Source organism: Xenorhabdus miraniensis (assembly GCF_002632615.1).
On sequence record NZ_NITZ01000057.1, the window covers coordinates 1 to 5,427 of the forward strand.

Here is a 5,427-nt window from a genome sequence, read left to right on the forward strand (position 1 = left end):
GTTTTGGGGCAGCCTTGTTTGCGACAGGCTCGGGGGATACGGGGTGGCATATCACCACACCCCACGATAGAGGGAAGCGTGATACAGTTTCCCGCCGGGACGCAGTGCCTTGTCAATCTCTTCACGCACTATCTGGCGGAGGTGATCGTCACTGGGAACCTTGCTTGATGATATGGAGTCAATGACCGCTTCTTTCACATGAACGCCCGCGGCCACTCTGTAAATCTCCTCTGCATTTTCTATGATGGTGTTGGCGTTCCTCTCTACTGCCAATGTCATACCTGCATCATAGGTCTTGCGCGTCTGTTCCTTTGTGCCGGCATTATGTCGGCCTTGAATGCGCTCCATCAATTCCGCGATATGCTCCAACTGTGATTCAAGCTGGCTCAGTGTCTGAGTGTCGTATTTGACGCCAACGGTGATTGTGGATGTTGCTGTATTCTGTGTCATGTTTTGTTCTCCATAAATCAGAATAAATAACTAGCTCGGTTGATATAACCCCGATGAATCAAAAGAGGGGGTCGGTTCAAAACCTACACAATCCTCTGTCAAGCACCCGTTTTCAGATGCTTTGCAGAATTTTGTATATCAGCGAAATATTTCTCCGATTGGAACAGAGCCGAAAGTTTGGCTGAGTGATTGCCAAAGTGATGATCTCAATATTCTCCGAGGTCACCAAACTGAGGACCTCGACAATATCAATCACTTATCACGTCAAAGGGGCGGATTTGAAATCCGAGCCATCTCTTTATTCCAAAGTGCTTTTTCCCACTTTGGTTTAATGCCTGACCGCTGAATAACTGAATTCCCGTTCTATTGGTAAGATAAGCAGGCCTTGTTCGCCTGACTTTCCGAATGACTGAACACAACGGGCTTCAAAGTCTTTATAGTCCACACACCCGTTAGCCAGTATGGTGACCGCTTTCAGTTGCTCTTGTACCAGTTTCTTGGCTTCCGGTTTAAGGTATTGATGGATCTTGTCCCCGCTGCCTTTGGCGGCTTCTTTGGCCTCAGCGTAAACCGAATCAGGCAGCACAACCTGATATACCCACTTGGAGGTAATCATCCCAAACAGTGACGGAGTACCGCCAACATGACCATTGTAGGGCAATCCTGACATGCGACTGAGTGCCTGATAAAAGGGTTGCTGAAACTGTTTTTCCCATGTAGCGGGTTTATCGAGGAGAAAAATGGCATTGATACGTGAATCGGTGAACGTGGGTTGATTGCCTCGAATTAGCATATCAACCTGTTCATCACACCAGATTTCGAAGTCAACAGACAACCAGCGCGCAAATCGAATGGCTAATTTTGGGTGAAGCCATGTGCCGCCATTGATACCAGCCCTCGTTTTAACTAATCCGGTACTTTTTGCCAATCGCAGTATTTTGGCTCGTGTAGAAGCATTTCTTATTGCTAACTCTTTGATTTTAGCTAATTCCTGCTCAGGACCGGAATTGGAAAATAACCTTCTACTTAATACACATAGATATTCCAGCGTCTCATACTGCTGCAACCAATCATTTGGCTCTTTACCAAACTTAGCCGCTACATCTGTAGCATTGATCCACCCTTCTTCATTAAAGCGAATAGGATGACCGTCATACTCAAAGGGAATGATATTACTCACGATGCTTATCCTTACTTAGGTAATGAACCTTTGCCGCAATAGGAGATCAGCCCGTCGAGTAGCATCAGTTAGCTGCTCCTCAAAGGCTCATTCCTAAATAAAGGCTCGACGTTTAGATTGGCGCTGCGGTGCGCGGTGAAAATAAAAATGCCACCAATCCGTGTGCGTTGGGTACGCGGTGAGAACGGAGGGGCAGCATGTGTTATTGATATTCCTTTAGCCACTCAAGGGAATGGGTAGAGGAATAAAAAAAGCCACCACGGGATGTGATGGCTTGGGTGTTATTGTTAATTTAGTGAAATTACACCAGATTGAAAATTAAGAGGAGATACGCCGCGTCCTGATAGAATGGATAGGATAGGAGCGGACCGTTAGCCTTTCTTTTCTTTAAAGTAATAACCAATTATAAAGCCAAGCGATGTACCGAGAGCGCCGATAATTACAGATAGTACTTTATCCAGCTCTAACAATTTGACTGACGCTGCAGCATCAGAGAGTCCTTGAGTATTCAATGTCTTTATCCAATCAATAGCATGATGGTTATACCAAAGCACAAACAAAAAGCAGCCAATAATCAGGCCAAAAAATCCCCATACAAAATGGAAAGTGAGGTTTCTTCGGGCTTTGTCGTCTTGCTCTCCTTTTTCCTTTAACTCTAGCTCCTCTGAGACCACCGTGCTTTTATTTTTATGATAAGAATCATTTAAGCTATCTAATCTTTTCTTAACTTCTGAAAGTGGAATTGTCATCATCACACCATTATTCTTCTGAGCTGTTGCTTATTTTTTTTATCGCGGCCCCGTAATCTTTCATTAACGACATTGAGTATTCATGAGTATCATTACTACTTGAGAGAATCATTTCACTGAGATCATGTATCTTAGCGATCAGTTTTTGGTGTTTCTCATCCTCGCTTCGCCCCATCATATGCTCAATTTCACTCATTACTTCTAATGATTTCATTGAAATAGAGTATATATTCTCCGCTAACTTATCGCTTTTCTCTCTATATTTTGATAAATCATTTAATATCTCTTTCTTACTAGCCATATGTAATTTCCACCACCGCCACGCGGCACACAAAGGAAAAAATATAGCATGTAAAATAGTTATGCTCAGATCTTTTATACTGGAACGATAACTCAATCTAATTTCTGGGCTATTCATTACCTTCCTCGATAATCTATTCACCGGCACTGTGTCCTAACATACTCCTGCAACCCCAAAATCATTTGTTCAGAGGTGGCAATGTGTTCTCTGAGTAGCCAATAATTTCGGATAGCGGAGTCTGTAGGTCGGGCGGGGGTTGCATCATCCATGCCGGAGGGGGCAGGGGTTTTAAGCACTGGACACTGGGCTTTGACGTACACCCGCTCAGGGTGAGCAAGAGAAGCAGCGTGCAGCTCATCAATTTTACTCTTGGCATTCGTCAGCTCCTGTAGGTGCTTTGCATCCTGTTCTGCAAGGTGCCTGATCCGCTCTTGCTGGGTGGTGTTGATGGCGACTTGTTCGTTAAGGTCAGTCGTTAGTTTTTCATTTAAATCATTCATTTCGTTTAACGATGCCATCAACCAACTAGACCAAGCAATTAGCCCAGCTATAATGATGAACACCATCTTCTCGTAGGCTTTCATAACAATTCAAACGCCCGTGTGAAAACATCATCAGAATAGGGTTGCTGGCCGTTCTCGTGCCGGATAATCGACTTAGCCAGTGCAATCAGCGTCGGTTTATTGATGTCGAGAACTTGATGCGGATCGACACTCAGTGCCTTAGCAACACCCTTGATATAGGCTGGGGTATTATTTTCTATATTGGGTGCCCATCGATCTATCATCTTGGCTACCGTCTGATAACCGTTCTTGTGGTAGTTAGACAGCAACTTCATGAGTGCCCGAATGCCATATTCTGGTGATTCAAATCGGCAGAACCGAGGTTCAATATTCGGGTCGTGTTTCAATTGCCCCTGCCACTTATTAGCAGGATTGTGATCAATGTTGCCGGGATTGTTATTACGAATGCCTCTCGTCATTGTTGCCTCCCGCTCTTTTCTCTGCCGCCTTACGCAGCAATTGACCGATAAAATCCGTACCCAAATAACCAATCACCACACTACCGATGTAGGCTAAGTCAGGATTCAGACCTATCAGGTTTAATACATCACGAATGAACCAGGCGAACATGGCACACATAAAGGCGTCGATTGAGACCTTTAACCAACCGCCGCCGTTATAGCGACCGCGAAGAAATGCCATTGTCCCGGCGAGAGTCGCCCCGATGCCTTGCTCTCTTATTGATATGAGCCAGTCACCGAGATGTACCCAGATATCAGGATTTTCTTTCATCTTCATAATCCACCCCATCTGAACAATGGGCGTCCGTGGGGTGAACGATGGTCGCCCCTGTGAGTTGAGTTAATAGGAAAGGTTTAGAAGTTATGATTTCATCATAAATAGCGATTCGATTGATGTCGTTTTTGTTCCGGAAATACCGCTAGTAATTTCGCGCGACCAGATGCAATCAAAATCATCCGGTGCCGTGTATTCACTGATCAATACAGTACAGCGGCCAGATAACTCACGAACCCATTCCCAGAACTCAGCCGTATTAAAAGCATCGCGGTATTGCCGCGTGTTCGCATAGGGCGGGTCGCAGTAGACGACCGCACCATCCGGTATGTTCAGTTCTTTATAATCAGCGCATAACAATTGTACACCATCCAGATCAAGGACCTGTCGCTGAATATTATTTATTGCCTCTGATTGATAATCACGGAAATAGCCTGATTTAGTCTGTGTTATCCCTGCATACCCGTCAAACCATTTACCGGAATAACTACAGTTAAATCCAGCCCACCCGGTTAAATGAGGTACTTCCGCTTTATTGTTTTTTATCGTGTAATACCGTTCTCTCGATACGGACTCTGGCGGTTGCCAACCAGATAATAATGCTCGCCACATTTCAATCAGATACTCATGGTTATCGGCGGCAATAACAGGGCCGGCATGTTTGGTATTGATGTAACTCACCATGTTCATACCACCCGCAAACGGCTCAACATAAACAGTATCTGTCGTGACGTGTTCCAGAATAAATGGCGCAATATATTTTGCGATACGGGATTTACTTCCCATGTATTTCACCGTTCCGTCTCCCTTTCTAGTGGTGCAGCCAGAAAACAAAAAGGCCGCATTTGCGACCCTGACGTTAATCCATCCAGAAATAAGTAATGATTAGGGATCAATGCCCCATACGAAATCATCACTACCCGTTCTGTGCGATCCGTAATGGACTTCATAAACTGAGCCGAAATTAACTGCTTCTATTTCGGCTTTCTCTTTAGTGGCATACACACCAGCTAAATGCCAAGGAGAATAGCGTACAACTCCCCATCCAAGCACAAAACCAGCGTTATCCGGATCTGGCTTTAACCCTTCTTCTACAAACATTTCTATCTCCTTCGATTGGGTACCCGGAGAATAGATTATTAATTGGTTAACTAAAGTTCAATAAAGCGCAATTGATTATGCGATGCGGGCAGTAATTTTAAGTGATGGGAGATCGTTGCGGTTATGCTCAATTCTTACAGGCTCATTAGAGCCATCAATATCATAAACCTTGCTATATCTCTCTGAAACTTTCCCTTTCAACGTGTCTTCAATCAGTAACTTATCACGCTGCCATACCTTAAAAGTTACAGAACCAGCAGTGTTATTCTCATTTAGACCTAAAAGGGTGACTGTTAACTTTTTCATTTCTGGTTTCCTGACTTTATGATGACAAAACAAAAAGGCCAC

The 5,427-nt window shown here is 44.3% G+C and carries 10 protein-coding genes; all 10 read right to left on the reverse strand.

The window, feature by feature from the left end:
* Positions 1–51: 51 nt before the first annotated feature.
* Positions 52–450 (reverse strand): hypothetical protein, encoded by a 399-nt coding sequence (locus tag Xmir_RS21760; RefSeq protein WP_208620474.1) that lies wholly within the window; start codon positions 448–450, stop codon positions 52–54.
* 328 nt (positions 451–778) lie between these two features.
* Positions 779–1,630, reverse strand: a complete 852-nt coding sequence (locus Xmir_RS21765; protein WP_099116068.1) for a KilA-N domain-containing protein — start codon at positions 1,628–1,630, stop codon at positions 779–781.
* A 371-nt stretch (positions 1,631–2,001) separates the two neighbouring features.
* Complete coding sequence (locus tag Xmir_RS21770; protein WP_208620475.1) at positions 2,002–2,385, reverse strand: hypothetical protein; 384 nt, start codon at positions 2,383–2,385, stop codon at positions 2,002–2,004.
* A 4-nt stretch (positions 2,386–2,389) separates the two neighbouring features.
* Entirely contained in the window at positions 2,390–2,680 is a 291-nt protein-coding gene (locus Xmir_RS21775) for a hypothetical protein (protein WP_145956947.1), read from the reverse strand.
* A 137-nt stretch (positions 2,681–2,817) separates the two neighbouring features.
* Positions 2,818–3,198, reverse strand: coding sequence for a lysis protein (locus Xmir_RS21780; RefSeq protein ID WP_244171020.1), 381 nt, complete (start codon positions 3,196–3,198; stop codon positions 2,818–2,820).
* Between the two features lie 62 nt (positions 3,199–3,260).
* Positions 3,261–3,662 carry a structural protein gene (locus Xmir_RS21785; RefSeq protein ID WP_099116072.1) on the reverse strand — a complete coding sequence of 134 codons (402 nt, stop codon included), beginning with the start codon at positions 3,660–3,662 and terminating at the stop codon, positions 3,261–3,263.
* On the reverse strand, positions 3,643–3,975 hold the full coding sequence (locus Xmir_RS21790) for a phage holin, lambda family (RefSeq protein WP_208620477.1): 333 nt from the start codon (positions 3,973–3,975) through the stop codon (positions 3,643–3,645). The genes Xmir_RS21785 and Xmir_RS21790 overlap by 20 nt, the downstream gene beginning before the upstream one ends.
* A 90-nt stretch (positions 3,976–4,065) precedes the next feature.
* Positions 4,066–4,764 (reverse strand): DNA adenine methylase, encoded by a 699-nt coding sequence (locus Xmir_RS21795; protein WP_099116074.1) that lies wholly within the window; start codon positions 4,762–4,764, stop codon positions 4,066–4,068.
* Positions 4,765–4,863: 99 nt separating this feature from the next.
* Entirely contained in the window at positions 4,864–5,079 is a 216-nt protein-coding gene (locus tag Xmir_RS21800; RefSeq protein ID WP_069315317.1) for a hypothetical protein, read from the reverse strand.
* A gap of 75 nt (positions 5,080–5,154) precedes the next feature.
* Positions 5,155–5,427: hypothetical protein (locus tag Xmir_RS21805; RefSeq protein WP_208620476.1), on the reverse strand; the 273-nt coding region annotated here is incomplete at its 5' end.

What these genes read in the sequence shown, in the direction of transcription:
- Xmir_RS21760 (WP_208620474.1), bottom strand. Translation starts at nt 450, where the DNA reads ATGACACAGAATACAGCAACATCCACAATCACCGTTGGCGTCAAATAC.
- Xmir_RS21775 (WP_145956947.1), bottom strand. Translation starts at nt 2,680, where the DNA reads ATGGCTAGTAAGAAAGAGATATTAAATGATTTATCAAAATATAGAGAG.
- Xmir_RS21780 (WP_244171020.1), bottom strand. Translation starts at nt 3,198, where the DNA reads ATGGCATCGTTAAACGAAATGAATGATTTAAATGAAAAACTAACGACT.
- Xmir_RS21785 (WP_099116072.1), bottom strand. Translation starts at nt 3,662, where the DNA reads ATGACGAGAGGCATTCGTAATAACAATCCCGGCAACATTGATCACAAT.
- Xmir_RS21790 (WP_208620477.1), bottom strand. Translation starts at nt 3,975, where the DNA reads ATGAAAGAAAATCCTGATATCTGGGTACATCTCGGTGACTGGCTCATA.
- Xmir_RS21795 (WP_099116074.1), bottom strand. Translation starts at nt 4,764, where the DNA reads ATGGGAAGTAAATCCCGTATCGCAAAATATATTGCGCCATTTATTCTG.
- Xmir_RS21800 (WP_069315317.1), bottom strand. Translation starts at nt 5,079, where the DNA reads ATGTTTGTAGAAGAAGGGTTAAAGCCAGATCCGGATAACGCTGGTTTT.